The sequence below is a fragment of the Pseudomonas sp. URIL14HWK12:I12 genome (assembly GCF_003097135.1).
GTDB lineage: Bacteria > Pseudomonadota > Gammaproteobacteria > Pseudomonadales > Pseudomonadaceae > Aquipseudomonas.
The window spans coordinates 383,810-410,430 of the sequence record NZ_QEQL01000001.1 but is presented as its reverse complement, the minus strand read 5'-3'; the positions used below and the strand labels follow the sequence as shown (position 1 = coordinate 410,430).

General features: G+C 59.3%; 20 protein-coding genes. 14 read left to right on the top strand and 6 right to left on the bottom strand.

The features are described 5' to 3' along the window. Window positions 1-90 precede the first annotated feature (90 nt). Window positions 91-1,188 (bottom strand): murein transglycosylase A, encoded by a 1,098-nt coding sequence (locus tag F474_RS01815; RefSeq protein ID WP_097084307.1) that lies wholly within the window; start codon window positions 1,186-1,188, stop codon window positions 91-93. 370 nt (window positions 1,189-1,558) lie between these two features. Between F474_RS01815 and F474_RS01810 the strand changes: the two genes are divergently transcribed. Beyond that, window positions 1,559-4,927 carry an Ig-like domain-containing protein gene (locus F474_RS01810; protein WP_116562219.1) on the top strand — a complete coding sequence of 1,123 codons (3,369 nt, stop codon included), beginning with the start codon at window positions 1,559-1,561 and terminating at the stop codon, window positions 4,925-4,927. Between the two features lie 24 nt (window positions 4,928-4,951). Here the strand turns inward: F474_RS01810 and F474_RS01805 are convergent, their stop codons facing one another. Next, window positions 4,952-6,526, bottom strand: a complete 1,575-nt coding sequence (locus F474_RS01805) for a GGDEF domain-containing protein (RefSeq protein ID WP_097084234.1) — start codon at window positions 6,524-6,526, stop codon at window positions 4,952-4,954. A 528-nt stretch (window positions 6,527-7,054) separates the two neighbouring features. Between F474_RS01805 and lhpI the strand changes: the two genes are divergently transcribed. The 4 genes from lhpI to F474_RS01785 all read left to right on the top strand — a co-directional run bounded on the left by lhpI (window position 7,055) and on the right by F474_RS01785 (window position 11,269). After that, on the top strand, window positions 7,055-7,978 hold the full coding sequence (gene lhpI / locus F474_RS01800) for a bifunctional Delta(1)-pyrroline-2-carboxylate/Delta(1)-piperideine-2-carboxylate reductase (RefSeq protein ID WP_097084235.1): 924 nt from the start codon (window positions 7,055-7,057) through the stop codon (window positions 7,976-7,978). A gap of 324 nt (window positions 7,979-8,302) precedes the next feature. After that, window positions 8,303-9,394, top strand: coding sequence for a virulence factor family protein (locus tag F474_RS01795; RefSeq protein ID WP_256582771.1), 1,092 nt, complete (start codon window positions 8,303-8,305; stop codon window positions 9,392-9,394). 92 nt (window positions 9,395-9,486) lie between these two features. After that, window positions 9,487-10,038 carry a peroxiredoxin gene (locus F474_RS01790; protein WP_097084237.1) on the top strand — a complete coding sequence of 184 codons (552 nt, stop codon included), beginning with the start codon at window positions 9,487-9,489 and terminating at the stop codon, window positions 10,036-10,038. Between the two features lie 13 nt (window positions 10,039-10,051). After that, window positions 10,052-11,269 carry a protein-disulfide reductase DsbD gene (locus F474_RS01785; RefSeq protein WP_097084238.1) on the top strand — a complete coding sequence of 406 codons (1,218 nt, stop codon included), beginning with the start codon at window positions 10,052-10,054 and terminating at the stop codon, window positions 11,267-11,269. Between the two features lie 4 nt (window positions 11,270-11,273). Here F474_RS01785 and F474_RS01780 read toward each other — a convergent pair whose 3' ends face one another. After that, the gene (locus F474_RS01780) at window positions 11,274-11,951 is read right to left on the bottom strand and encodes a GNAT family N-acetyltransferase (protein ID WP_097084239.1); all 678 of its coding nucleotides are present in this window, start codon (window positions 11,949-11,951) and stop codon (window positions 11,274-11,276) included. Between the two features lie 111 nt (window positions 11,952-12,062). Here F474_RS01780 and F474_RS01775 point away from each other — a divergent pair, with 111 nt between their 5' ends. Beyond that, window positions 12,063-12,407, top strand: a complete 345-nt coding sequence (locus F474_RS01775) for a gamma-glutamylcyclotransferase family protein (RefSeq protein WP_097084240.1) — start codon at window positions 12,063-12,065, stop codon at window positions 12,405-12,407. Here the strand turns inward: F474_RS01775 and F474_RS01770 are convergent. Further along, complete coding sequence (locus F474_RS01770; protein WP_256577683.1) at window positions 12,394-13,074, bottom strand: glutathione S-transferase family protein; 681 nt, start codon at window positions 13,072-13,074, stop codon at window positions 12,394-12,396. The genes F474_RS01775 and F474_RS01770 overlap by 14 nt on opposite strands. A gap of 47 nt (window positions 13,075-13,121) precedes the next feature. On the opposite strand from F474_RS01770, the gene F474_RS01765 reads away from it, so the two are divergent. Next, window positions 13,122-13,688 carry a TetR/AcrR family transcriptional regulator gene (locus tag F474_RS01765; protein ID WP_097084241.1) on the top strand — a complete coding sequence of 189 codons (567 nt, stop codon included), beginning with the start codon at window positions 13,122-13,124 and terminating at the stop codon, window positions 13,686-13,688. Between the two features lie 73 nt (window positions 13,689-13,761). Here F474_RS01765 and F474_RS01760 read toward each other — a convergent pair whose 3' ends face one another. Then, window positions 13,762-14,631, bottom strand: a complete 870-nt coding sequence (locus tag F474_RS01760; RefSeq protein WP_097084242.1) for an oxaloacetate decarboxylase — start codon at window positions 14,629-14,631, stop codon at window positions 13,762-13,764. A 448-nt stretch (window positions 14,632-15,079) separates the two neighbouring features. Here F474_RS01760 and F474_RS22600 point away from each other — a divergent pair, with 448 nt between their 5' ends. From F474_RS22600 to F474_RS01745, 4 genes are all read left to right on the top strand, one after another. After that, complete coding sequence (locus tag F474_RS22600; RefSeq protein ID WP_165830249.1) at window positions 15,080-15,232, top strand: hypothetical protein; 153 nt, start codon at window positions 15,080-15,082, stop codon at window positions 15,230-15,232. Window positions 15,233-15,564: 332 nt separating this feature from the next. Next, window positions 15,565-17,985 carry a TerB N-terminal domain-containing protein gene (locus tag F474_RS01755; protein ID WP_097084243.1) on the top strand — a complete coding sequence of 807 codons (2,421 nt, stop codon included), beginning with the start codon at window positions 15,565-15,567 and terminating at the stop codon, window positions 17,983-17,985. Continuing rightward, the gene (locus tag F474_RS01750; protein WP_017135672.1) at window positions 17,982-19,277 is read left to right on the top strand and encodes an ATP-binding protein; all 1,296 of its coding nucleotides are present in this window, start codon (window positions 17,982-17,984) and stop codon (window positions 19,275-19,277) included. Before F474_RS01755 ends, F474_RS01750 begins: the two co-directional genes overlap by 4 nt. A gap of 43 nt (window positions 19,278-19,320) precedes the next feature. Then, the gene (locus F474_RS01745; RefSeq protein WP_176510719.1) at window positions 19,321-21,504 is read left to right on the top strand and encodes a DEAD/DEAH box helicase; all 2,184 of its coding nucleotides are present in this window, start codon (window positions 19,321-19,323) and stop codon (window positions 21,502-21,504) included. A gap of 105 nt (window positions 21,505-21,609) precedes the next feature. Here the strand turns inward: F474_RS01745 and F474_RS01740 are convergent. Further along, window positions 21,610-22,760, bottom strand: a protein-coding gene (locus F474_RS01740; protein ID WP_116562216.1) for an IS3 family transposase whose coding sequence is annotated in 2 segments (ribosomal slippage) — window positions 21,610-22,526 and window positions 22,526-22,760 — 1,152 coding nt in all. Because the reading frame shifts where the segments join, the coding sequence is not laid out codon by codon here. A 224-nt stretch (window positions 22,761-22,984) separates the two neighbouring features. Here F474_RS01740 and F474_RS01735 point away from each other — a divergent pair. The 3 genes from F474_RS01735 (at window position 22,985) to F474_RS01725 (ending at window position 26,557) form a co-directional block, all read left to right on the top strand. Further along, a complete protein-coding gene (locus tag F474_RS01735; RefSeq protein ID WP_097086854.1) occupies window positions 22,985-24,280 on the top strand; it encodes an MFS transporter in 1,296 nt (431 codons plus the stop codon). A 70-nt stretch (window positions 24,281-24,350) separates the two neighbouring features. Beyond that, window positions 24,351-25,655, top strand: coding sequence for a cation:dicarboxylate symporter family transporter (locus F474_RS01730; protein ID WP_097086852.1), 1,305 nt, complete (start codon window positions 24,351-24,353; stop codon window positions 25,653-25,655). Beyond that, a complete protein-coding gene (locus tag F474_RS01725; protein ID WP_097086850.1) occupies window positions 25,652-26,557 on the top strand; it encodes an NAD(P)-dependent oxidoreductase in 906 nt (301 codons plus the stop codon). The genes F474_RS01730 and F474_RS01725 overlap by 4 nt, the downstream gene beginning before the upstream one ends. Window positions 26,558-26,621: the final 64 nt, after the last annotated feature.

Sequence of the window (26,621 nt, the reverse complement as noted above, 5' to 3'; positions counted from 1 at the left end):
TCCAATGTCTGTGTACGCTGTGGACCAGCGATCATATCCCGATTGGTGCCAGATTCAATCGCGGCATCGGTGGACCTGGCCGTTGCGCTGTCAAGGTACCGGCACGCCCTTCGGCCAGAGCAGCCACAGTTTCCCGGCCTGCTTCATGCTGCCCGCCAGCTCACCGGCTGCGTCCCCAGTGCCCCAGAACAGATCTGCGCGCACCTCGCCTGCAATAGCGCCGCCGGTATCTTGGGCGGCGACCGGGCGCGTGACGGCGCTACCGTCGGGGCGCGTGGTGGCGAGCCACATCAAACTGCCCAGGGGAATGACCTTGCGGTCGATGGCCACGCTATAGCCTGCTGTCAGCGGCACGTTCAGCGAGCCTCGAGGGCCCTCCGGGCTGTCAGGGCGAGCGTTGAAGAAAACGTAGCTGGGGTTGCTGTCGAGCAGCTCATTCACGCGCCCAGGGTTGGCCCGGGCCCAGTCACGGATCCGGCCCATGCTCACCTCGTCCTTGGGCACCAACCCCTGTTCGACCAGCCAGCGCCCGACTGGCTTGTACGGGTAGCCATTCTGGTCGGCATAGCCGATACGGATCTGCTGGCCGTTATCCAGATGCACCCGGCCCGAGCCCTGAATCTGCAGAAATTGCAGATCCATTGGGTTGGTGAGCCAGGCCAGGACCGGCGCCTTGCTGCCTTTGGCCCGCAACGTTGCGGCATCGTCGTAAGGCCTCAGCACCTGGCCATCCAGCCTACCGCGCAGGCGTTTGCCTTTGAGCTCGGGGTAGATGCTATCGAGTGCCACAGTGATCAGGTCGGCAGGGACGCCGTAGACCGGCACCGTATGGTTGGCATCGGCCTTCAGGCTGCCGGGGTAGACCGGCTCGTAGTAACCGGTAATCAGCCCATCTGGGCCGGAGGCCGAGCGCAAGCTGTAGACCTGCAACTGGTCCTGCAGAAACCGCCTGACCGAGGCTGCGTCACCGGGAACCTTCGCAGCCTCCACGCACACCGGCCCCCAGATGGGGTCTCGGGCCAGGCGCGTGCAGGCAGAGCGCCAGGCGGCGTAGCCAGCCAGCAGGTCGGCGTCGCTACTGGCGGGCAAGTCGCTCCAGCTGGCTTTGGTGTAGGTGGCCACCGGTGCGGCCTCTTTGGGCGGCTCATTCTTGTTGCAGCCGGTGAGGCTGGCCAGGGCAATGGCCATAGCCACTGGCAGGGCGCGCCAGAGGCGGTGAGAAAAAGGCGACACGGCAGGCAAGCTCCGAAGTAGGCAAAGCTCGCTAGCTTGGGCAAAGGCGGCTGCCAGGTCAAACAGAGGAAACAGGCAATCGTAGCCGGCGCTGGGGGAGGCTCGCCCGAGGTGCTGCAAATCAATATTCAAGTAGGTGTTTGCAGAAAGTTTGATGCGCGCCCTTTAAGTTAAATGACGCGAGCCGGAACGTTTTAAATCCATAACGTTAGAGAGCGTGAATTCAACGAAGTTACCGATAGATATGCCAGTTGTCGGGCTGACGGCCGCCCGATAGCCTGAAGCTTCAAAGCCTTCTTGATCGTTCACGTGCTAAGGAATCATCATGAGTGATATTAATGCCCCGAAAATGATTGATAGTATTGACGACGCCATAATTGAAAGTGACTTCGATCCAAGTCAGGGTCTCACGGATCAGTTGAACGACTATCGCTCCTACATCAATACGCGCTATCCGTCACGTACGCCCGATAATTGTCTGCCGCCTTTTATCGTCGACGCCATTTGGCCTATGGATAGTGCCGATCTGGGGCTGAACGATGAACTGGTGTGGGCGGTAGATGATGGCGTCATGGTCATTGTGCCGTTTGCGTCTGGGCGCGCGCCCGGCGATGTTGTCAAACTCCAATGGGGTGGCTCGACCGTCATGGTGGAGCGGATCGCACAAGCGATGCGCAATGACCCTGTGACGTTGAATGTCAGCAGCGACGACGTTCCTGAAGGGCTGCATGAGTTGGCCTACACTTTGGAGCGCGGTGGCCAGGTTTATGCCAGGTCACCCTCGGTCAAGGTCTTGGTTCGCTACGGGCAGCCGGGTGTTGCGCCTGCACCCACGCCTGCACCGGCCACCGGCGGCTCTGCTGGAAGCGGCCAGGCCCCAGGCGGCGGGAGTTCTGGTCCGTCAAACAGTGGTTCTCAACCAGGAACGAGCACAGGTGCATCCGGTAATTCGCCCACGCCCGCAACCAACCCATTCACCGGCACACCCAAGCCAGCAGCGCCGAAGCCCTCACTTCCACCCTCAGGAGCGGTCACCCAAGCAGACCTGGCCAACGGCGTTTCAGTGACCATCGGCGGCTACCCCAACATGCGCGAAGGCGATGTGATAACGCTTAATTGGGGTGATCAAACTGTCGACTACACCGTCCAGGCGGGTGACATCGGGAAACCGGTGACGATCAACGTAGGCCGTGCGACTTTGCTGGCCGCCGCTTCGCAAGATCAAGTTTCAGTCAGTTACTACATCACTACCGCGCCCGCATGGAAGTCGCAGGTGTCAGACGCACTAAACGTGCCCGTACAGCTGTCGACCGTTGACTACCCTTCGCCGAGCGTCGTAGATCCTAAAGCGCCTGAAAAGAACTACACCGTCAGCTCGCTGGACCTTGAAGCTATCAAAGGGCTGGATGTGATTGTCAAAGTCGACACGGTACGTGGGTTCAAGCAGGGCGATACCGTCAAGTTGTACTGGGAAGTCACGGATGCGGCAGGGCGTACTACGGCGACAGTTGTTGGAAGCCAAGACGTCGTAGTGGTGGGGCGAACACTCCGGTACACACTTCGCCAAGAAGAGGTGGCCAAGTATGGCCAAGGGCGGGTATGTGTTTATTACGAGGTCTACAGCGGCAAGTCAGTAAACGCCTCACGGCCATCCTTTGTTCAGGTGCACGGTAGCCAGTCAGGCCAGGCAGGTGGCTCGCAAAACAACCCCTCCCAAGCAAGCCCCACCCCGCTGGCCGCACCTACTGCACCAGGCAAAGTCACGGCGGATGATGCAAAAAAAGCTGTCGTCGTGACCGTTCCCCCGTATGTGAACATGCGAGCGAACGACTTCGTTTACCTCTACTGGGGCGACGAGGTTGTCGGATACAAAGTGCGCACCGAGGATGTTGGCAAGCCGCTGAGCATCACTGTTCCGGCAGCGACAATCAGTGCGGCGGGCGCCAGTAACCGGCTGCCGGTGGCCTATTATATCGAAGACGAAGTGGGTAACGAGTCAGAGTGGTCCTATGAAACCGATGTGATTGTCGAGCTGAAAAAAGACAGCTATCCCGCCCCCAGTATTGTTGACCCCAGCGACCCGGATAACAACGAGGTGGTGTCGGCCATTGATCTGGACCGTATCGACGGTGCTGATCTGGTGATCAAAGTCGATACCCCTGCACCTTTCGCAGTCAATGACACAGTGACCTTGTACTGGGTCATAACCAGCGAGGCTGGTAACAGCACTACTTTGCCATTGCCGGCCCAAGTGGTGAGCACCGTAGGTAGGACATTGCGTTTCACTGTGCCCTACGGCACGGTAGCAAACGCGGGTAAAGGGCATGCGCACGCTTACTATGAAGTAACTAGCAATGGTACTACGCAGCGGTCGCCCAGCGCCTTTGTGGACATCGATGGTGCACTGGATGAACTGCCGGCACCGCTGCTCAGTGAAGCGCCGGAAGGGCGCCTTGAAGCTGATTCAGCTCGCGCCAGCGTGCTGGTCCCTGCAGACGCAGGGCTGGTTGCCGGTGACCAAGTGCAGGTGCAATGGAAAGGCATGGCCGCCGACGGCACGCCACTGGTCAAGCTCTCCCCATGGCGGACGGTTACAGCCAAAGGTGCAGGAAAAGGCGTGGTGTTTCGTTTCAAAGCGACTGACTGCGTGGCGCCATTGGACGGTGGGGAGGTGACTTTTTCCTATACGGTTAAACGTAAATCCGGAGTGGTTGAAAAGTCGGCTACCTCGACGGTTGAGATCGGCAACCGCGCAAAAACCCTCCCTGCACCGACGTTGGACCCAGCTGAGACCGACCACGTAGTGGATCCCTCACTGGCCGACTTCAAGCTTGGGGCCGACGTTGTAATTCCTCCGAATAGCAACATCTCCACCGCTTACAAACTCACAATGGTATGGACAACTTCAGAAGGAGGCTATTACGAAGACAGCCAGCAGGTCGCCGCAGGCAGTGCCCCAAGCCCGTTCGGCATCGACCCGGCGCAGTTCAAGTCAGCTACCGGAAAGCCAATGGATGTAGTGGTTTACTACGTCATAGAGCGCGACGGCTTTCCCAAACAGGTCTCCGAGGATCTGACGTTCCAGGTCGCAGAGCCGCATATGCTGGCACCACCTTTGGCAGTGAATCAAGGCACCATGGTGTTTGACTGGGTCTGTGTGGATCTTAAAGGCTGGTTCGCTCCGGAAAGAATTAACCACGCCCATCAGTGGCCGAGCGACGAGACCAGAGCTCAATCACGCAAGGCCACTGGTGGCAGCCCACCCTACAAATACAGCTCAGACAACCCCACAGTAGCGCAAGTTGATTCTGAGGGCAGAGTAAAGGTCTTGCGGTCCGGTACGGCCAGAATCTCCATCACCGATGGCAGCAACCAAACCGTTTCTTATCCGGTCAGGGCTACGAACATATTCCTCATGAGACTGGGCGAGATCTCGGACACCTCACACACGGGGGCGGTTGCGTGGCAGAAAAAGCATGGTTACTCGCCTTGCTTGCCTGCACATGTCCGTGGCTGCCAGGCCGGCTGGGGCAGGCATTTCCTTCTAAGGTTCAAGGGCCTCAGGAACTGTTGGCTGGGATCAGTCCAACGCGGTTACGCAGCGGGCGTGCACTACAACGGTAACGTGTTCTATGCCACCACCCATCAGCGTTACCCCGAAATGGTCGGCGTGGCAGGTATACAAAGCTTGTGACCGCTGCCAAGGTAGCGTTCTTGGCTACTGATTGCCGCCAAAAGCGGGCGCGGGATACGGCCATCCTGTGTAGTTATCGCGCCCCGACTCCTTAGCCAGGTAGAGCTGGGTATCGGCAGCTTTGATCAGCCCTTCAGCCCCCAGGGGCGAAGAGGGCTGCCGGGCTGCGATCCCCGCACTGGCCGTTACGCGGCCATGCGGGCTTGCTTGGTGAGTAATGTTCAAGCTGCGTATTGCCGCCAACACGGCCTTGGCGACCTGCGCCGCGCCGCGGGCATCGGTATCGGGCAGCAGCACTGTGAATTCCTCCCCTCCATAGCGCACCGCGAGGTCGGTGGGCTTTTGCAATGCACCTGCGATCGCCTCGGCGACGCGTCGCAGGCAGTCGTCTCCAGCAGCGTGGCCATACTGGTCATTGAAACGCTTGAAGTAGTCCACATCCAGCATGATCAAGGCCAAAGGCGCCTGTTGCCGACCGGCATGGGCGATTTGAACGGCCAGCTCTGCATCCAGCCGGCGTCGATTGCCCAGGCCTGTGAGGCTGTCGGTGAGTGCCATCTCCCGCACTCGTTGATGGGCCAGGCGCAGTTGCTCATCGATGGTTACCCGCTGGCGTATCTGCCCTAGGACGATCAGGCCGAACCCCGACAAGCACGCTACCATGACCGCCAGCACCAGGCCGGTTTTGACGAGGTCCCGCCACCAGGGGCCGACATAGGAGTCGCGCGATAAGCCTGCTTCTACCACCAGGGGGTAGCTGGCCAATGCGCGGTACCCATACAGCCGGGTAGTGCCGTCTACTACTGCCTTGACTTCGGCGACGCCTTCGCTGGAATGCGGCAGGTAGCGCTTGAAAATCTCGCTCTGGGTGAGGCTGGTTCCGATCACATCCTGACTGAATGGCCGGCGCACCAGGATAGTGCCGTCGCGCAGGGCCAGTACCAGCGCACCGCGATCATCGATTCGAAAGTCGCCATAGTAGTCAACGAAGTAGCTGACCCGAATCGTACCCAGCAGCACGCCAGCGAAGGAGCCGTCCGGGTTGTTCAGCCGCCTGGATACCGGGATGATCAGCTCGTGGGTCGACCGGCTGCTGACCACCGCACCTATGCGCACGCGCCGGTCACTGTGGGTACGGTGGTATTCGAAATAGTCGCGGTCGGCGTTGTTGGCACCTTCGGGTACCCCGTCCTTGTCAGTCACAAGCCAGCGGCCGTCGGCGTCGTACAGGAAAAGCCCGTGCAAGTGCGGAATGATCTGCGCTTGCTGCTTCATCAGGTTATGGATGCGGGTGCGGTCAAGACTGCCTAACCCATCGCCTTCAATGCGCTCTCGCAGAGCGTCAGTCAGCACATCGACTTGGCGGATAGCATCCTCGGCATGCTGAGCGGTCGCCCGGGCAAGGTTGATGACCGAGTCTTGAGCGCTGGCATAAGCCTGCTGGTAATCACGCCATGCGCGCCAGCCTTCGACGCTTAGAAAGGTCGCCAAGACGAGCAGCATGAAGATCAACGAAAGGCGCACGATGCGGGTGCCGCTGCTGTGCGGCACCGTGTTCATGGCGAAAAGCGAGGCTGAGGGCCCGTTGCGTCCTGGCATGTGGGTCTCGAAACAATACGGCCGGGGCCCCTACGAGAAAAAGGGGCCTGTAGCGGGGCAGTGGCCCCAAGGGCGGTGATTGTAACGGGCTATTACATAGTTTTACCACGGGAGCTTGCGCCCTGGACGCTCGGGCAGGGGATCATTCGTTGCGTTTGACCACCAGCCGCCATCGAATAGACAGCGGAGAAAGATGAGTGTGATGTGAACGCGGAGGTAGCTGATGGCCCCGGATCACCGTAGCTTCTTGATCGCAGTGTTCGCAGCGGTAGATACCCGACACCGGCGCCTGTTCTCCTGGGTCATAAGGTTCCCAAGCGTCTCCAGCCTGAAAGTTTGCAGTGAAGGGGGGCATGGTGAGGTCTCCCGTTTGAAATCATTCTCCATGTATAGCGCTCATAGGATCCTATTTCCAGACATTTCATCGGGCAGCCTTACGCGGTATGTTGCCCTTGGACTGGCCATACTCAGAAGGGCTAGATGGGGAAGACTCCCTACACTCATTTCAACATCGATACGGAGCTTTGCATGGCCCACTCCCACGCCGGAATCGAGGTGTACAACGCCGGGCAGACTGCGCATCTGCTCGACTATCCAGCCTTGGTCGAAGCAATCGCTCAGGCCGCTGCTGAGCTTGAACGCGGCGAGATCATCAGCCCCGAGCGGTTGGTCGTGCCGCTGGGGCAGGGCGGGGTGATGCTGAGCATGCCGGCGACCGCTTCCGACCTGGCCATTCACAAGCTGGTAAACGTTCAGCCTCATAACGGCGCGTTGGGGTTGCCCACGATTCATGGTGCGGTCAGCCTATGCGACGCCAGAACCGGGGCGATCCGGGCCGTGCTCGATGGCCCTGAAGTGACGGGCCGGCGCACGGCCGCTGTGAGCATGCTGGCCATCGGCACGCTGCTACCTTGCACACCCTGCTCAGTGGTGCTCTACGGGACCGGGGTGCAGGCCCGGCATCACGTTCAGGCCCTTGCCGCGTTGTACCCCAAGGCGCAGGTGTGGGTGCGCAGCCGCAGCCAACAGAGCGCCGAGGCTTTCTGCCGGGCCTGTGCCCCCTGGCACTCGAACCTTGCGCCATGCCCAAATGAGCTGCCCGAAGCAGCCGATGTGGTGATCCTGCTCACGACCAGCCTCGAACCTGTCTACGACCTTCCCGGGCAGGCGGGGCGATTGGTCATCGGTGTAGGGGCGTTCAAGCCTGAAATGGCCGAAATCGGCCCCCAGACCCTGGCCAGCAGCCAGCTGTTTGCCGATGAGCCTGACGGCGCCCGGCATGAGGCCGGCGACTTGCTGCGCGCCCGTGTGGACTGGGCGCAGGTAAACTCGCTGGCCTCGGCGCTGCGCGGTCAGGTCGACCTCACCCTGCCCGTCGTTTTCAAAAGCGTGGGCACAGGCGCTTGGGACTTGGCAGCAGGGAGGGTAGCTTGGGGCTCGATGGGTCTCTAGGGGTGCTAGTATTTAGCCACTAACGGCACTATGATCCGTCCGTGTATCGTGCCTGTTGCAATCGTGCAGGCGCGCCCCGGTTCAGGCCGATGAGCATGGATAGCCGACGTAAGAAGGAACGCCCAGCCACCGCTGGGCCCCGCCGCTCCTGAGTCGGCTCTAAAACGAGCTTTCGAGACGCTATCCATGCCTGGCAAACATCGCGTTTGGGCCACTGTGTGCCTTGTTGTCGCGTTGAGCAGTACCGCGCTTTATCTGATTTCGCCCTTTCATTCTTCCAAGCGCCGCCCGCACTTGCCACCGCCATTGCCGGCGGTGGAGCAGATGTCGAACACCATCACGCGGGTGATCCCTCGCGGCAAGAGTGCCCAGACGGTGGCGCTTCTGATGCCCCCTGAACAGCTGATCAGCGCCCATGATTTGCAGAAGCTCAGCCTCGATGCCTCCGCTGAACTGGTGCAGATCAGCGTGCCGCAGGGCACCTGTGAAGAGCAGGCCAGTTCGGTAGCCAAGGCCCTGCAGGAGTTGCCCAACGCGCCTGCGTTGCTGGCGGGCATTGGCTCAGGTGGCGGCTTGGCTGCGCAGTGGGTAGGTGCCCACCACCACAGCGGCGCCCGTGCGGTCGTGATGGATGGCCTGATGGGCCCGTGCATGCCCGCTGGCGCCCATGCAGGCAAACGGCTGCTGCTGGGCTCCGGGGTTGAAGCGCAACCAGGGCAACGCTTGGTGCAGTACCTGCGCAGCTCGGTGCTGAGCCTTGCCAGTGACGACGCCAATGAGCCAATGAAGGTGGTCGAGATGCCCACCCCGCAGCCTTCGGACACCGTCACGATTTTCTATTCAGGGGATGGTGGCTGGCGTGATATCGACAAGCAGGTCGGCGAGACCATGGCAAGCCTGGGCAACCCGGTACTGGGCGTGGATACGCTGAAGTACTACTGGAGTTTCAAAAGCCCGGAGCAGAGCGCTGAGGACCTCGCCCGATTGATGGCCGAGTACCGGCAGAAGTGGGGCGTGCAGCATTTCGTGCTGGCCGGGTATTCCTTTGGCGCCGATATCCTTCCGGCGATCTACAACCGGCTGCCAGCGGCCGACCAGCAGTCAGTAGACAGTATGATCCTGCTTGCCTTTGCCCGTACGGCCAACTTCGAGATTCGCATCGAAGGCTGGCTGGGCACCGGCGAAGGCAATTACCAAACCGGCCCGGAGCTTGCGAAAGTGCCGGCAGAGAAGGTGTATTGCGTGTATGGCCTCAACGAAGCCAAAGACAGCGGATGCCTTGGCCAGCCTTCGGTGGGTGAGGTAGTGCCGCTTGAGGGCGGGCACCATTTCGACAGCGACTACGTAGCACTGGCCCGGCGCCTGGGCGAAGCGATCGCGCATCGGCGTGGATGCGGCCGCCGCCAGCTGATCTGAGGGCGGTTTCATCCAGCGTTCTGTAACGCTGGGCTATGCTGCAAAGGGCCGTGCGATCCCCGCGCGCCCTCTATGCCAAAACCGGATGTTCGATGAAAATTTCCAAGGCTTTGCCGTTCATGCTCGCCGCACTGTTGGCCTCGGCCGCTCCGGCCTTCGCCGCTCTGCCCGAGGGCGCCAGTGCACCTGACTTCTCACTCGACGGCGCACTGGCGGGCAAGCCGGTCGCGTTTTCCTTGGCCAAGGCCCTGCAACAGGGGCCGGTGGTGCTGTATTTCTTTCCGGCCGCGTTCACCGCCGGCTGCACCCTGGAAGCCCATGCATTCGCCGAAGCTACCGACCAGTTCAAGCAGCTCGGTGCCACCGTGATCGGTGTCACCGCCGGCAACCTCGAACGGGTGGCCGACTTCTCCAAACTTGAATGCCGCGACAAATTCACCGTAGCCGCCGACCCCGGTGCCAAGGTGGCGGAGCAATACCAGACACTGATCAAAACGCCCGACGGCAAGACGCTGTCCGATCGCACCTCCTACGTGATCGCACCCGACGGCAAGGTATTGCTCAGCTACACCGACCGTAACCCCGAAGCGCATATTCAAAAGGCGATGGAGGCGGTCAAGCAATGGCACGCCAGCCATTCCTGATGGGGCTCAGAGCATGCTGAGCGCGGTATTCGCCGCCTTCCTGGGTGGGTTGATCCTCAATGCCATGCCCTGCGTGTTCCCCATCATTTCCCTTAAGGCCCTGGGCCTAGTGCGGCACGTGCACCATCGCCGCCAGGCTCGTGTGGAGGGCCTGGCGTTTCTGGCAGGGGTAGTGCTGACCATGCTGGCGCTGGGGGGAATGCTGCTGGCGATCCGCGCAGCGGGTGTGGCGGCCGGATGGGGTTTCCAGCTTCAGTCACCGTTGGTGGTCGCCTTGCTCGCCTTGGTAATGCTGGCTGCTGCGTTGAACCTGTTCGGGGTTTTCGAGGTTGGCCTTGCAGCCCAGCGCCTGGGTGGCGCTGCACCTGACCGGGCCGGGCCACTAGGGGCTGCCCTGACCGGCGCACTGGCGATCGTAGTTGCCACGCCATGCAGCGCGCCGTTCATGGCTGGTGCCCTGGGTTACGCGCTGGTGCAACCGGCTGCGCAGGCCATGGTGGTGTTCGGTGCATTGGCGCTGGGGTTTGCCGCGCCCTTCACGCTGCTTGCCTGGGCCCCGGGGCTTGCGCGTGTGCTGCCGCGACCAGGGCCGTGGATGGCCACGTTCAAGCAGGTGCTGGCCTTCCCTATGCTGGGTGCGGCGGCTTGGCTGGCGTGGGTATTGGCCTTGCAGGCTGGCGACGGTGCATTGGGAAGCCTGCTGGGGGCTGCAGTCGCAGTGGGCTTTGCTGCCTGGTTGCACGGCCGCGCTCAGCGCCGGCAACTGCTGGGGATGCGCCATTGGTCGCTTTCGGCCATGGCCGGGTTGGTCGTGCTTGCCCTGGCGCTACCGTTGGGCAGCCTACCGCGCACAACCGCCACCCCGGCTACCACTGAAGTCGCCCGTGGCACCTGGAGCCCGCAGGCCGTTGCGGCTGAGCGTGGCAAGGGTCATCCGATCTTCGTGAATTTCACCGCGGCCTGGTGCGTAACCTGCCAGGTCAACGAGCGCGTGGCGCTTTCACAGGATGCGGTCAAGCAGGCCATGGCGCGCACCGGTACGCATTACCTGATCGCCGACTCCACCCAGTTCAACGCAGATGTCGACGACGCGATCAACCAGTTCGGGCAGGGCGGCCTGCCGTTGTACGTACTGTACCCGGCCGACGGCGGGGAGCCGCAAGTGCTGCCTCAGGTGCTGACCGTCACTACCGTGGTCGCAGCGCTGGAAAGGGCTGCGGCCAGCCACTGATACCTTAGTGCAGGATCGGCCGCGCCCGCTGAGCGGCCTGGCGCTCCAGTTGGTCGAGTCGGTAATCGCGCTGCTTCTCAGCCTCCTGCATGGCCTTGCGGCCGTGTTGGTTGAGCAGGTAGGCGTGGATCTGCTGTACCTCGAGCGTGCGATAGATCGGGGCAACGTCGAGCCGCTCGAACCAGCCGGCGGTGCGTTGCGCCCGAGTGCCCACAAGCACCTGCGGGCCCAACGCACCGAGGATGTGCCAGCCTTGGGCCTGGAACCAATCGACGCAGGGCAGGGCACAAGCTGCTTCGACGTGCGGGTAGCGCGCCGTGGCTGCGTTCAGCAACGCCCGGCCAATGCCTTGGTCGCGATGGCTTGGCCGCACGGCTAGGTAGAGTAGGGCACACGCCTCGGGGGCATCCTGTGCCGGCAGATACAATGCAAAGCCCAGCACCTGCTCGGGGTCGGTGTCATCCAGTGCCAGCAACAGCTCTACCCTGAGGGCCTCACCACCCATGGCCTGCAGATAGCGATGCACTTCCAGGCCCAGGCCGTACTGATAAAGCGGGTATAGCGGGTTACTAGGCTGCAGGGCCGAGGGGCTGAGCAATGTGAGGTGGTCAATCGCCAGCTGCTGTACCTGGCTGGCGAGAGGTTCGGGAGGCGGGCTGGCCCAATGGCTGAGGCTGAACATGGCGGCTCGTCGTGAAACTGAGGCGCGCATCATACCGCACTCGGTGCCAGGCGCATGCCGGCCCGCGTTCTAGGTGCTAGGCTTGTGCGCTTTTGCCAGCGGAGCATTTGGATGAGCGATACGGTTTTGCTGTTTTCCTACGGCACCCTACAAGACGAAGCGGTGCAACTGGCCAACTTTGGGCGGCGGCTGGCTGGGCAGCCTGATGCATTGGTCGGCTATCGCCAGGGCTGGGTAGAAATCACCGACCCCCTGGTATTGCAGCAGAGCGGCCAGACCCACCATCCCATTGTCAGCTACAGCGGCGTGGCAACCGACCAGGTACCTGGCACGGTGTTCGAAATCACCGCCCAGGAGCTGGCCGCAGCCGATGGTTATGAAGTGGCGGATTACCAGCGGGTTAGCGCCGCACTGGCGTCGGGCGCGCAGGCCTGGGTGTATGTCAGGGCGCAGTAAAATCTGGCGCCACCAGCACTTGCTGGCCCGAAGGGCGAGCCTTTAACCGCTGCAAATAAGCCCCTAGCGGCTCATGCCTTGCCAGCCAGCCCGCACCGGGAGTGCGCTCAAGATAGTCGAGCATCGGCGCGAGGAGGGCGTCTGCCAACGTGAACGCCTCGCCGCACAGAAATGGCTTTTCACCCAGTTGGTGAGCGACCGCCGCCAGGGTGAACTCCACCTCGGCCTGGGCCTGAGCCAACTCTTCCGGGGTAATGGCCGAACCTCCCTTGGGGCCAGCGATCCGTAGCAGGTAACGCCGTATCACTCGCGCATCCACGGTGCTTGAGACGGCGCTTGCCCATTGGGCAACCTCCAACGCGGCCCGCGCATCAACGGGCGTGAGCGAAGTTTCCGGGAACGCCTGATCCAGGTAGCGGCAGATGACTGCCGTTTCGAACACCACCTGCTCGCCGTGCAGAAGCACCGGCACTTGCCCGAGGGGCTGCAGCCTCAGATGTTCAGGGCTGCGCAGGGCGACGGGCGTGCCGCCCAGGTGCATGCCGAAGCTGGCCTGCAAGCCTTTCTCCAGGCAGTAAAGGCGTACGCTGCGCACCAGGGAACTGTAACCGGGGCCAAGAATGTGCAAAGTCATCGCGAACTCGCTGTTGAGGATGAAGGCTGGCATGCTCTCGTACCTGACCATCTGTTCAAGAACATATTCTGGAGCCTTCCATGGCCTGGCCCGAAGATCAGAAGCTGCAAACTCGCCGCCGCATCCTTGATAGCGCCGCACGGTTGTTTGCCTTGCAAGGTTTTGATGCCGTCAACATCGACATGCTGATGGCTGATGCCGGTTTGACTCGAGGGGCTTTTTATCACCATTTTCGCACCAAGGCCGAGTTGCTCGACGAAGCCATTGCCCACGCTGCACAGTGCGGAGGCACCCGGCTCGACGCACTCAGCGATGCGGGCCTCGGCGCCCTGGTGCAGGCGTATTTGCGTCCCGAGCACGTCAGTGGCCAAACCCTGCGTTGCCCGCTGGCCTTCATGGCGACTGATATGGCCCATCAGGACCGTGCTGTCAGAAACAGCTACACCCGCAGTTTCAGCCAGTTCGTCGAGCGTATTGAGGCTGCTTCGGCCACCGGCAATCGCGCCCAGGCGCTGCAGATGGCGGTGATGCTGATTGGCGGTGTGGCATTGGCGCGGTCGCTGGAAGACGACGGCTTGGTGGAGGAGCTGCTGGCAGCCTGCAGGGCCGGGGGGCTAGCTTTGATAAGCGAGGAGGGTGGCGACTGACTTCGGCCGGGGGAGATGAATTCAGGTTGCCCTGCGCACCGTTGCGGTGGCGCTGGAGCAACCTGAAGCGCAGTCAGTCGCGAACGTTCATGAACTCTCGCGCCCAGCTCACGTACTCGTCAGGCATGGTGTACGTATGGGTCAGCTCGCTGGCAGTGAGGTCCTGAGTGCTACGGGTGACGTTGCGCTGGGCACGCAGGCTGTCGTAAGTGGCCTTGATCGAGGCGAAATACGCACCGTGGCCAGCCACGATAATACGCACACCCAGGCTGGCCAGGCGCTCTTGATCGGTGAGGTTCTGGTTACCGTAAGTCACCAGCATCAACGGCACGCTGATGTGCTGCGAAATTGCTTCAAGATGGTCGAAATCACGCACGCCTACCACGCAGATGCCATCAGCACCGGCGTCCTGGTAAGCCCTGGCACGCAGCGCAACTTCCTGGTCGGAGATAACACCGGCATTGGTGCGCGCAATGATAGAAAGAGCCTTGTCATCACGTGCTTCGAGCGCAGCGCGGACCTTGCCGACGCCTTCCTCGATGCTGATCAGGTCGGTGGACTTACGGCCAAACTGGGCCGGCAGCAATGTGTCTTCGATGGTCAGCGCGGCCACACCGGCACGCTCCAGCTCCTGCACAGTGCGCATCACGTTCAGGGCATTGCCGTAACCATGGTCGGCATCGGCAATGAACGGCAGCTGCGCCACACGGCCGATGCGAGTTGCCTGCTCAGTGAATTCGCTCAAGGTAATCAAGGCGAAGTCGGGCGCGGCGAGTACCTGCAGCGAGGCGACCGAGCCTCCCAGAATGCCTACTTCAAACCCGAGGTCGCCGGCGATGCGTGCTGACATCGGATCGAAGACCGAAGCTGTCTGGTAGCAGGCATCTGACTGGAGAAGGTGGCGAAACGAGTTACGCAAATCGTGATGGGAGAGTCTGGACATCGTTGTTCCTCACCACGGCCATTGCAGGAGCCGCGGTCTTTGGCGTTTTTAAGGAAGGCGCATTTTAGCGTGAGCAGTGGCTGACTGCCATGGGTGTTACAGGATATGTCGTGTAATGTGTATTATGTTAAATTGCGTGTCGTAGGTAATAGATGCCATTGTCACCTGCCCCCGTAAACCATAATTTGCCTGCTAAAGCTGTGACCCCCACTGATTAATCTTGTAGATGCGAGTCAAACTGTCCAGGCCCGGTTTACGGCGGTAGCTGGCGACTGCATCACCCACGAGAATCACGATAGTGCTCAGCGGCGTACAACCACACCTGCGCTTCCTGCTCAACCTTCAATGCCCTGTCCTCCTCGCTTCCAATCGGCGCGCAATATTCGACCAAAGCGTGCTTGCGCGCCAGGGGTCGGGCTGCAGTTCAACCATCTAGGGATTTTCGAACATGCATATTCAACTTGATCTGAATTGTAACGACCGAGACGCACTGCTACGGCACTGCCAAGAGTTTGTTCCCGAAAGCGGCGATGCCCGTGAAGACGCCCGCCTGGCTGAGGCTTTGGAGGCGCTGATCGCTGCTTTGCAAGACGCTATTTGAAGTGCAGAAGAGACGTAGTCGAAAGCTGCCTCAATAGACCAGTTGAGGCGCCTGAGGTGCGAAGGAGTACATGTGTACTCTTGGGTTTAATCACCCATCGCGAGACACTACCAAGATGATGGCCTCACTGAAAATTGGGCGTATCAAGAGCCGCGCCGCGATCCCTTCACCTCCCGCAACACAGCCCTGACATAGCCATGTAAGCAGATGGCTCTGTTGGGGATCCGTTTAAGTAATCTCGCCCAGCGCTCCCGTCGTCTGTTCCGCTTGGCCCGCCTCGTAAAATCCGTAAGAATGTCATCTGGCCATTACTAACTGTACGGAATACTCATATGCCACGGAAGCGCAAAGGGAGCGGCGGCGGGCCGATCGCTCTGTACGCCTTGTTATTCGTTGTTGCCCTTTTGGCGCAGGTTCCAAAGCAAGCGTGGATCGCCCTTGGAGTTATCTTGGGCATAGGTGCGTTGGTATGGGCCGTCAGACGCGCCACCCAGGCAAAGCTCTACGCGCCTGAGGATGACATTGTTGCGGAGATCGCCGCTGAATCTCGACAGGCAACCTCCCCCAGTCTCAACGTCCAGTTCGGCACCGGTACCCGCGAGCGAGATTTCCATACTGTCCAAGTCGGTTCGTCCAGCGATAGTCAGAGCTACGCCATTCCAAAGCCAAGTGCAAAGCCCATGGGGGTTCGCTGGCTTGCAGAAGGTGAGTCCATCACCGTGGCCGGATTGGCTATCCCGGGTGGAATGCTCTACATCTCCGAGCGGGCAACCCAGTTCGGTCAGACTGAACCGTCCCTGATTGATGCCACGCTTCGAATCGCACGCTCACCCATGAGCCTTACCGAGCGGCAGATGCCCTATTGGCCAAGTTACCGAAGCATCACGCCTGAGGCGCGGCGAGCGTACCTGCAATGGTTGGCGGGAGGTCGCCGCCAGCCTGCGGATGCGGGATACGTGTTCCTGTTTTTTTACGGGCTTGAACGCCGCGCGCTGATCGATGCACCGAGCGATCCTCAGGCTAAGGCAGAGATCCCTGCCATCAAGGCCGAGGTCGAGCGCTTGCTTGGTCTCTACGGGGAAAACCATTCTTTCCGCGGCTACGCTACCCGCTTTCTCGCCCATATCGACGCGGGTTCTGTTCAACCTCAAAGCTATATGAGTGAACCCACCGCCAGTGCCGCAGATGGGTACGAGCTGTCCATGTCGCTGCGCGTCGCGCTGGGCCAGATGGCCGTGGATAAATACCCTCTCAATCCGAGCTGGGCATTGGCCTGGGCGCTCGCAGAGCCCAACATTTCCAGGCGTACACCTGTGACCCGTTGTCCTGAGCAATTCGCAGCACTCTTCAAAAACGAATTCGCAAAACGTTATCCCAACGGCATTGTGCTGCTTCAGAACAAGACCAAGCTGAAGATTGCCTATCGCCCTGCTTCTTCCGGATTGAACATCCCGGCAGCAGCCGTGGGCGACCTCCCCGATGTCGCCGCAACCTCAGGAACGCGTAACAAGCTGCAGGTTATAGTGGAGGAATGCACCACCGTTCTAGACGCTTACAGTCGATATCTAGGGCGCAACCCAGACGCTAAAGATAGTCTGGAAGCCATCCTGCAGTTGCCAACAGAACTCTGGCCTGCTGAAGCAAAAGCCGAACTCGAACAGTTGGCACAACGCGTCGGCGGCGAAGCTATCTGTATGAGTTTCGCTGAGCTGGCAGGCCGTTTCAAATCCGCCGGCGCGCTTTCCCGCGACAAAGTCGTGGCACTCGCCCGGGCCTTGGAAAGCAAGCGGATCGGATTAGAGCCCGATGTGCTTTCTGGCAGCCGTACGCCCAAGGCAGAAGACACCATCGCCCTGTTCGCAGCGGACTCTGATGAAGGCACTCTTCGGTCGACCGATGCTTACAGCGCTGCAGCAGTGACTTTAGACCTGGCCAGTGCAGTGGCTGCGGCAGACGGTGACACCTCGCTAGAAGAGGTGAGTCTGCTGTCCGGCCACATTGACTCATGGGATCACCTCTGCGTCGCGCATCGAAAACGCTTGAAGGCGCACCTCCAGATTCAACTGAAGCAACCGCCGACATTGGCAAGCCTCAAGAAGAAGCTTGAGCCGCTGACGATCGAGGCCAAGCGGAAAATTGCAAGCTTCCTGGCCCACCTGGCACAAGCGGATGGCGAGGTGACGCCACAGGAAGTTAAGTTCCTTGAGCGCGTATACAAGTCGCTCGCCCTCGATCCGCAGTTCGTCTACAGCGACCTCCACAGTGCAGCTGTTCGTCCCTCCCATGGAGTGGAGGCACTGACTGCGAATGCTGCGCTGGCCACTGCGACACAGACATCAGAAAGCACTGGCTCTGGCTTTGCACTGGACATGGACAAGGTCGCTCGCTTGCAACAAGAAACAGCAGAAGTGTCGGCACTCCTGGCCAGCGTCTTCAATGAAGAATCGCTGACTGAGACGCCTAGCGCCCTGGAGCTCGAGGCGCCCCAACGGCAGGAAGAAAGTAGCGCCGAACAGCTTGCTACCGTACATGGCTTGGACGTCGAGCATTCTGCGTTCCTTCGACTTCTGGTGTCACGGTCTGAGTGGAGCCGTGCCGAGCTGGAAGACGCAGCCAGTGATATGGAACTGATGCTGGATGGCGCCTTGGAGCGGATCAACGACACAGCGTTTGAGCTGTTCGACATGCCCGTGACCGAAGGTGATGATCCCATCGAAATCAACCCCGACATTCTGGATGAGCTAGCCCTATGAGTAAGATACGAGCCAAGGATCGCGACGCGGTCATTCAATCGCTTCGTGCGGGCGTAGTGCCCCGTGTTGGGCAGCATCTCATCCAGGTAGGTCGAGCGGGTGAACTCGATTCGCTGCTCAAAGATGTGGATCGTCTTGCGGATGGCGGCTCGGCTTTTCGCGTCGTCGTTGGCGAGTACGGCGCCGGCAAAACCTTCTTCCTAAACCTGGTGCGCGGCATCGCCATGGAGCGCAAGCTTGTCACCATGCACGCCGATTTGAATCCAGACCGCCGCCTTCACGCTTCAGGTGGCCAAGCGCGCTCGCTTTACTCGGAGCTGGCTAAAAACATGGCCACCCGCACCAAGCCAGAAGGCGGCGCTCTGCAGGGTATCGTTGAGAAGTTCATCTCCCAGGCTAAGACGGAAGCCAAGACCAAAGGTGTCGAGAGTGAGGCGGTCATTCGTGAGTACCTGGCAGAGCTCACCGAGATGGTCAATGGGTATGATTTTGCCGACGTCATTGCCGCCTACTGCCGCGGCTTCGAGGAAGGTAACGAGCAGCTCAAGGCTGACGCCATTCGTTGGCTACGCGGGGAATTCTCCACCAAGACTGACGCCCGCGCTGCGCTGGGCGTGCGGACGATCGTCGATGATGCTTCTGTCTACGACCAGCTGAAATTGCTGTCACGATTCGTACGCCTGGCTGGTTTCGGCGGCTTGATGGTATGCCTGGATGAACTGGTCAACCTGTACAAACTGGCAAACACCCAGGCCCGTAACGCCAATTACGAACAGATTCTGCGCATCCTCAACGATTCGTTGCAAGGTTCCGCTGAAGGCCTGGGTTTTGTATTGGGCGGCACACCAGAGTTTCTGATGGACACTCGTCGGGGGCTCTACAGCTACCCTGCCCTGCAATCCCGCCTCGCTGAAAACAGCTTTGCTAAGTCTGGCCTGGTCGACCTTTCTGGGCCTGTCATTCGACTCAGCAGCCTGACACCTGAAGACTTCTACGTGCTTTTGCAGAAGCTGCGCAACGTATACGCCTACGGTGAGCCTGAGAAGTTTTTGCTGCCGGATGAAGCCATCCCCGCTTTCATGGCGCACTGCAATCAGCGCTTGGGCGAGGCATATTTCCGGACGCCGCGCACGACCATTACGGCTTTCATCAACTTGCTCGCGGTGATCGAGCAAAACCCTACCGCAGATTGGCGAACCTTATTGGGGGCCGTGGAGCTGACCAAGGATGAGGCCGGGCAGCAAGATCTAGAAGTTGAGGCCGACGATGAGCTCGCTAGCTTCAAGCTCTGACTCTTCTTCGTTCGAGCGTTTACACCCGGAGGTTCAGCAATGGATCTGGTCACAGGGGTGGACGTCTCTGCGTGATGCGCAGGAGTGGGCGGTACCGGCATTGGTGGGCGCCGATCGCGATGTGATCATTGCAGCGTCCACTGCCGCAGGTAAAACAGAGGCCGCATTCCTGCCGATCCTGACCAACCTGCTCAACAACAGTGAGCCAGCAGGCGCGGTGCTGTATATCAGCCCGCTCAAGGCGCTGATCAATGACCAGTGGGACAGGCTTAGCCGGTTATGTGAGAGGCTCGAACTGCCCGCCGTTGCTTGGCATGGCGATGTGGCAGCAAGCAAGAAACAACGGTTTTTGAAATCGCCTGAGGGCATCTTGCTGATCACTCCGGAGTCCCTAGAAGCTCTATTCGTAAACAGAGGCTCAAGCTTAGCTGGGGCTTTTCAGAACCTTCGCTACATCGTCGTCGATGAGCTTCATGCCTTCATCGGAAGTGAGCGTGGAAAGCAGCTGCAATCGCTCATGCAACGGGTTGAAATTGTCGTGGGTAGAACGCTGCCTCGTGTAGGGCTTTCGGCGACGCTTGGGGAGATGTCGCTGGCCCGCAAGTTCCTGAGGCCAGTGTGCCCGGATGGCATCACGGTTATTGAGTCAAAGTCCTCTGGCCAAGAGCTCCAGGTACAGGTGCGCGGCTACATTGAGCAGCCCATGCAGCAGCTGGTGGTGGAGCACTCGGGGAATGCGTCAACAGATGAAGGCGCAGAGAAGGAAGACACCTCAGGTACCAAAGTGGCTATCGCAGGTCACCTGTACAAGGTGCTGAGGGGGCATAACAACCTGATCTTCCCCAACAGACGCCAAGAGGTTGAATGGTTTGCCGACCGTCTGCGCTCACTATGCGAAAACGATGGTGTACCGAACGAGTTCTGGCCGCATCACGGTAGCTTATCCAAGGAGCTACGCCAGGATGCCGAGCGGGCGTTGAAAGCGGGAGATCCTCCAGCTTCTGCCGTATGCACTACCACCCTGGAACTGGGTATAGACATCGGTAGTATCAGGACGGTCGCTCAGATCGGCTGTCCACCCTCTGTGGCAAGTCTCAGGCAACGGCTTGGCCGCTCTGGTCGTCGACCCGGTGAGCCTGCGATGCTCAGGGCATACTGCCGGGAGCGCCCTTTAACAGTTAAGTCGGATCTCTCCGATCAATTACGTGAGGGCCTTGTCCAAACGGTCGCTATGATCCGCTTGCTGATCAGTGGATGGTTTGAGCCGCCTCGGTCGGGAGGCCTACACGCCTCGACACTGGTGCAGCAGTGTTTGTCTTCGATTGCTCAGCTCGGCGGTGCCTCGGCGGCGCAATTATGGGGAAATCTCATAGCAAGCGGCAGTTTTGCGAGCGTAACCAAGCCTGATTTCCTGGCTTTGCTCAAGGGTATGGGTGAGAAGGAATTGATCGTCCAAGACAGCTCAGGGCTTCTGCTACCAGGCGAACTCGGGGAGCGGTTGATCAACCACTATGAGTTCTACACCGCCTTCACAAGCGATGAAGAGTTTCGTTTGCTCCGGGATGGGAAGCCACTTGGCTCGCTGCCCGTCAGCAAACCCCTGACCAAGGGACAGCGCATCATCTTCGGTGGAAGGCGTTGGCAGGTTCAGGATGTCGACCTTGAAGCGAAGGTGATAGTGGTCACGCCGGCTCGGGGCGGCGAGCCTCCTCAGTTTGATGGGCTTGGTGCCCAGGTGGATGATCGTGTCAGGCTTGAAATGCGAAACGTGTTGGTGGAAACCACGTCCTGTCCCTTCCTGGACAAACACGCTCAAGCTCTCCTGGACGAGGCTCGGAGTAACTTCCGGGCTCTCGGGTTGGGTGACGCGGCGATAATTGGCTCTGCCAGCGTAAGCCATGTGGCAACCTGGCGAGGGGATTACACCAACGATGCGCTGGCCTTGTTGCTCAGGCATGTGGGCATTCAGTGTGAAAACACCGGGCTATTCCTGGAAGTTGCATTCGGCGCGGAGGACACATTGCGAGCGTTGCGCGTGGTCGGTCAAATGGACATCTCGAACGTAGAGCCGATTTTGGAAAATGTTGAAAACATGATCCGAGAGAAATGGGATTGGGCCCTTCCTCGCCCGCTCCTCATGAAGTCGTTCGCCTCAAGCCATCTTGATCTCCAAGCCGCGGTCACCACAGCTCGACTCCTTACACTGGAGCCGCAGAGAGAGGAATAGCGATAGCACTATTCTCATTCCGACGCCCATTTTTCGAGATCGGCATCGAAATTGGAAAGCTTCTGCAGCAACTCAGCTTCCCACTACTGAATCGCCCCGGGTTTTCTAGACACTCCCCAAGCTCAGAAAATAGAGTTTCTCATACTCTACTGGAGACAGCTGCATAGCACTGCTGTGTCGGCGTTTAGGGTTATAGAACATCTCGATGTAATCGAAAATATCACTTTGGGCTTCTTCACGCGTTGTGTAGATCTTTCGTCGGATTCGCTCCCGCTTCAAAAGCTGGAAAAAGCTCTCGGCTACGGCATTGTCGTGGCAGTTTCCCCGCCGGCTCATGCTGCTGATCACATTGTTAGCCTTCAAGAAGCTTTGCCAATCTGAGCTACTGAACTGACTACCTTGATCTGAGTCAAGCATCACTTGCTGCTGTGGCTTGCGTCGCCACACAGCCATCAACATTGCGTCGATAGCCAGGTCGCTGCACATCCTTGGTTTCATTGACCAACCAATTACTTGGCGTGAGAACAGATCCAGCACTACCGCTAGGTAGAGCCATCCTTCATAGGTGCGGATGTAAGTGATATCTGTCACCCAAACCTTGTTCGGCTCACTGACCTTGAACTGCCGCGCGAGGTGGTTGGGCGAGGCCGCTGTTGGCTTTCCACCGTAAAACCCTGGGCGCCGCCGGTAACCTGTTTGCGAACGCAGCCCCTCCACCTGCATCAAGCGCCCGACTCGATTTCGTCCGCATGCCTCTCCCAGCTCACGCAGGTCATCGTGAATTTTGCGGTAGCCGTATACACCTCCGCTTTCCAGCCAAGCGTGTTTGATCAAGCCAAGCAGACGTTGATCTTCTTTCGCTCGGGCAGATTGAGGCTCGACCAGCCAGGCATAGTAGCCGCTGGGGTGCACCTTGAGGGTTTGGCAAAGGCGCCGCACCGGGTAATCAATCGAGTGCTTCTTGATGAAGGCGTACTTCAGCCGCACTCCTTGGCAAAGTACGCGGCGGCCTTTTTTAAGATATCTCGTTCTTCAGTCACACGCTTGAGTTCGGCGCGAAGCTGACGCAGCTCGACTTGCTGGTCATCGTCTTGCTGACGCAGCTCTTGAGGTTTGCTGTAGAGCTTTATCCAGGCATAGAGGCTGTGAACGGACATGCCCAGGCGCTGGGCAACGTCGGCGACAGGTTTGCGTTTGTCGGTCACTTGCTTGACCGCTTCGATTTTGAATTCTTCGGGGTAACGCTGACGACTCATGGCACCTCCTATTTGGGCCTCATTATGAGGCTTGAAGGTGTCTATGAAACCCGGGGCGATTCACCGGTCGTGACGTAGCGCTTATGACGAAGTTGCACAAGCACGACCATGGTCAGCGCTGTCCTATAAAAAAAAGCGCCTGCTCGATAAAGCAATCAGGTCTTGTTCACAACCGCCACCGTGTAGCCTCGGTCTCATTGTCATAAAACAACAAGGATCGACACATGCGACTGGGTTGGTATTCCGATCTAACGTCCACCGAGAAACGTACCTACTGGGCGTGTTTCGGTGGTTTCACTCTCGACTCCATGGACGCGACGATTTTCGCGTTGATGATGCCGGTATTGATGACACTGCTCAGCCTGAGCAAGTCGGACGCTGGTCTGTTGGGATCCGTTTCACTTATTGGCAGCGCTTTGGGCGGATGGGGCGCGGGCATGTTGGCCGACCGCTACGGTCGGATCAAAGTGATGCAAGCCACGGTGCTTTGGGTAGCAGTGTTCACGTGCATGGGCGCTTTCTGTACAGGCTTCTGGAGTTTTTTGCCGGTCCGTTTCTTACAAGGTATTGGATACGGCGGTGAAGCAGTCGTCGGAGCGGTGTTAATCAGCGAGGCGATAAAACCCGCTTTGCGTGGGCGCGTCGCCGCCTCGGTGCAGAGTGGATATGCCGTCGGCTATGCGATCTCTCTGGCCACCATGCCGGTATTATTCAATTTCTTGCCGGACAACATTGCCTGGCGCGCTTTCTTTGCCATTGGCCTGCTTCCCGCCCTGCTGATCTGGTTCATCCGTCGGCTGGTACCCGAGTCCGCCGCCTTCAATCAAAGTCGCAAAAACAGCAAAGATATAGATGTCAAAGCCATCTTTGCTGCTGAACATCGGCGAGTCACGATCATCAGCACTATGCTTGCCAGCGGCATTTTTGGTGGTGCTTACATCATGATCACCTGGCTACCGACGTATATGCGCACGGTGTTAAACCTGCCGATCGCTTCGACATCGGGCTATTTGGCCGTGAACATCATCGGCTCACTGATCGGCCCCTTCGTTTACGGCCTGCTCAGTGATCGCATTGGCCGGGGTCGCGCGTTCATACTGTTTTTAGTGTGTCAGGCGCTGGTGGTATCCGTGTACATGTTCGCTGATATCCCCATGAGTATCATCCTGGCGCTGGGACTACTCCTGGGCGCGTTTCAAGGGGGATTGGCTTCCGGTCTACCGTTGGCGTTCTCTGAGCTTTATCCCACTCGCCTGCGCGCCAACGGTGCCGGATTCTGCACCAGCTTCGGTCGTGGCTTCGGGTCCATCATGCCGGCTGCGGTCGGTTTTGGATCTGTGCACATGAGCTTGCCGGTGGCCATGGGCTCGTTCGCGATCGGCTCGTACCTGATCGGCCTTTTGGCCGCGCTGTGCCTGCCAGATGCCACAGGAGCAGACTTGACGGCTGTGGATGCCGCAGCGCCAGATTCGCCCCATAACAGCAGCGGCATAAGCGAAAGGTATAGCAGTACAAGCTGAACGCATTATCCCAGGGTGGCCGGTCGTGCCACCCTTTCTCTCGACAACAAAAATAACTGTCGAGAGAGCCATGAAACTACTCGCAAAGCTCTACATACAAGTCCTCATCGCAATGGCGTTAGCCATTGCACTCGGTCTGCTGGCTCCCGAAATCGCAATGAAGATGAAGCCTTTTGGGACAGCCTTCATCGCGCTTCTGAAAATGCTTCTCGGCCCTATCATCTTTTTTACCGTCGTGCACGGCATCGCCCACATTGGCGATTTTCGCCGGCTGGGAAGGATTGGCATCAAGACGCTGGTCTACTTTGAAGTGGTCAGTAGTCTTGCGATGGTGGTAGGTTTTACCGTGGTATCGCTGGTCCGGCCTGGTGACGGATTGCATGCGCATATGGGGAATAGCCTCGCCGCAGGCCAAGCCGCCACGGTCAATGCCGCCATGTCCAACGGCGGCTTCAGCCTGGAGCACTTTCTCCTCTCCATAATTCCCAAGACGTTGGCTTCTGCTTTCGTGGAGGGCGACATTTTGCCGGTGCTGTTCGTATCGGTGCTGGTTGGAGTCGCGCTCGCACGGTGTGCCAAGCCGGACTGGGTCGGAATGCGTCTGCTGAATGAAGGTCAGACCGTCACGTTCAAGTTGTTGGCCTACATCATGCGGCTCTCCCCTCTTGGCGCTTTCGGGGCCATGACGGCTGCTGTAGGCAGCTTCGGCTCTGAAACGCTGCTGTATTTGCTCCGTTACATCCTCACGTACTACGCCAGCGTCATGATTTTCATCTTCTTGATTCTGGGCAGTGTGGCGGCTATGGCCGGCTTTTCGATCCTCCAGATACTTCGAGTCATAAAAGAGGAAGCTGTCATCGCCATGGGCACTGCTTCTAGTGAAGCAGCGTTCCCCAAGCTGGTCACCAAGCTGACCCAGGCAGGTTGCGATGAGGCGGTTGTCGGCTTCGTTCTGCCGGCCGGCTACAGCTTTAACATTGATGGCGCGTGCCTTTACATGGCTTGTGGCTTGGGATTTCTGGCTCAGGCAACCGATACCGCGTTGACGTGGGAGCAGCAACTGAGCTTGCTCGCGGTGATGTTGCTGACCTCCAAAGGCGGCGCCGGCGCAGCAGGTGGTGCTGTCATCAAGCTGGCAGCGACCCTGGAGTCGGTGCGGATTTTACCGCTTGGCTCGCTCGGCCTGCTCTTCGGCATTGATCGCGTCTTGGCCATTGCCACATCGACCACCAATGTCATCGGCAATAGCGTCGCTGTGTTCGTGATCTGCCGATGGGAAAAGCTCTTCGACCAACAGCGCTTCAACGCCTGCCTGGCCACCGATCATCCCTTATCTGAAGTTGCCCCCCGGCCCCTTGAGGAAACGCCAAAATGACAACGAGCAATTCACTACAACGCGTAGCCGTAATTGGCTTTGGCGAGGCCGGTGGGATCATCGGCCAGGACCTAGCTGCGACGGGCGTATCGGTGCAGATTTATGACCGTCTATTCAACGAAGAGGCCCGACGTGATGCTTTCAAAACCAAGGCGCAGAGAGCGAATGTCGAAGCCTGTGAATCAGCTGTCGAAGCTGTTCAGAATGTTCAACTGGTGATTTCGGCAGTGACGGCCGGATCCGCTTTATCGGTTGCCACCGAGCTCGCAAAGGCGCTACAGCCAGGCCAGCTGTTCATGGACATTAACTCCGTTGCCCCTGCCACCAAGCAAGCCGCTCAAGCTGCACTGAGAGCTTGCGGCGCCCATTACATAGATGCGGCCGTGATGGCTCCAGTCCCGCCACAGCGGCTGCAAACGCCTATTTTGCTGGGTGGTACAGAGGCTGCCGCGCTGGCCCGGTGGCTTGAGCCTCTGGGTTTTAATGTTCGGGTCGTCGCCGATAGCATCGGGGTGGCATCGGCGATCAAGATGTGCCGCAGCATCATGATCAAGGGCCTTGAGGCACTGACCACTGAGTGCCTTTCAACGGCGCGGCAATACAATGCCGAAGAAATGGTGCTGGCATCACTGCACAAGAGCTTCCCTGGCATGGGGTGGAATGCGGCACAACCGCACTATCTGATTAGCCGCGTTGCAGAACATGGGCGCAGGCGCGCCGAAGAAATGGAAGAAGTCGCCAAGACGGCCGCAGATGTCGGGGTAACACCCACAATGAGCCAGGCAATCGTCGCTACGCAGCGAGGATTGGTCGACGCGATGGCGGACCGGGAAATCGGTTATCAAGACCCTTTCAACTGGCAGTTCCTGGTGGACTCGCTGTACCCACATGCGGGGCGCTAGAAGTTATCCAATAAATAAAAGGGATCTCTGTTTAAACAGTTCACAGACGAAGCCTGGCCGCGTT